Source organism: Paenibacillus sp. NPDC058071, assembly GCF_042885235.1.
In the GTDB taxonomy this organism is placed as follows: domain Bacteria; phylum Bacillota; class Bacilli; order Paenibacillales; family Paenibacillaceae; genus Pristimantibacillus.
In genome coordinates this window covers 1-1,529 of record NZ_JBHVSK010000038.1, presented here as the reverse complement: position 1 = coordinate 1,529, position 1,529 = coordinate 1, and the positions used below count along the sequence as shown (strand labels likewise).

At 46.0% G+C, this 1,529-nt stretch carries 1 protein-coding gene; it reads left to right on the top strand.

What is annotated here, in order from left to right; all coding sequences use genetic code 11:
• Positions 1 to 245: 245 nt before the first annotated feature.
• Entirely contained in the window at positions 246 to 1,412 is a 1,167-nt protein-coding gene (locus tag ACFVTB_RS27555) for an IS110 family RNA-guided transposase (RefSeq protein WP_387756593.1), read from the top strand.
• The last annotated feature ends 117 nt before the right edge of the window (positions 1,413 to 1,529 follow it).

Genomic DNA, 1,529 nt, shown 5'->3' with positions numbered 1-1,529 from the left:
TTTCGTATTATTAGGTCAGCCAGAATGTTCTGGTTGGCCTTTTTTAATTGGTCGTTATACGATGGCGGTAGCCGGGAGAACGAAGCGGTTTTTGGGGAACATTACCCCGTCACAAAAACTGTTCTCCCATTACCCCCAATGACCATGTTTGAGCTGGTTGAGGCAATGACCTCGTATCACAAGCGAAGCTATGGGTTTGGAACTATCGTGGGAAAGCCGGCTATTTTACATCAGGAGGAGATGACATGGGACCCGTTATCGGATTGGATGTTGCAAAAGAAAATAGCGTGTTTCAATCGTTTACGCAGCGCGGTGAAGCTTACGGGAAGTCAGAGACCATCCCGCATACGCCTGAAGGATTTAGGAGACTTGACGAGGTCATTCACCAATTAGAAGAACGGACAGGAATTCGACCAGTTGTAGTCATGGAGGCTACTGGACACTATCATCGAATTGTTGAAGTCCATTTAGAGCAGGTGAATATCGAGCATTTTATCCTTAATCCTTTGTTATCTAAACGCTCTAAAGGGGCGCAGTTGCGCAAAGTTAAAACAGACGCAGTGGACGCATGGCATTTGGCGGAGATGTACTATCGAGGCGACGTACAACCGCACCGTAAGTGGGCAGATCACTTAACGGAACTCCAACACTTGACGAGACAACATGAATTCATGACATCACTATTCGTTCAGTCGAAGTTGAATGCTAGGGCACTGCTCGATCAAGTTTGTCCTGCCTATGAAGGTGTGTTCAATGACCTGTTTTCCAAGACGTCATTGCGCGTCATGTTGCATCTACTTCAAGGGATAGTTATTACCGAGGAAGTGATTATCGAAACAGCTGGATCTTCGCACGGTAAAGCGTGGATTCGGTCGAAGGTGGAACGCATCCGAGACTTACAGATGCCGCAGAGACAAAGCGTAGCTCAAAAGACAGCGCTGTTATGCATGGTAGAAATATTACTTGCTCAACAGGAGCAATTAGTTCGACTGGAAGTGCAAATTCAAGAAGCAGCGAAGGAGATCCCAGAAGTGGAACTGCTGAAAACAATTCCGGGAATTGGGAATAAACTTGCGGCTACGTTAATTGCTGAGATCGGAGACGCTAAACAATTCGAGGGACCTAAGCAACTAGTGGCTTACGCGGGACTAGATCCAAGTGTGCATAGCTCTGGTCAATTTACCGCCTCCAGCACACGGATCACCAAGCGCGGCTCTAAACGACTCCGAAGGGCGCTTTATCTAGCCATACAATGTGGGATTAGGGGGAGCGTGAATGTACGGATACGAGCGTACTATGAAAAGAAAAGACAAGAGGGCAAGCCCTATAAGGTGACGGTGATTGCTTGCGCGAACAAGCTATTGCATCACATCTACGCCATCTTGAAGAAGGGATTGCCCTACATTCAATAAACCATATTTAACCAATAAACTCCGCTACAACGGAGGTTATTTGGCATGTATAGAATTATAACAAGATTTTTCTTAAAGACCAAGAGGTCAAAGCTTGACAAACATTAGCTGGTTTTT

Excerpts from the sequence above, each read along its gene's own strand:
- ACFVTB_RS27555 (WP_387756593.1), top strand. The coding sequence starts at position 246 with ATGGGACCCGTTATCGGATTGGATGTTGCAAAAGAAAATAGCGTGTTT.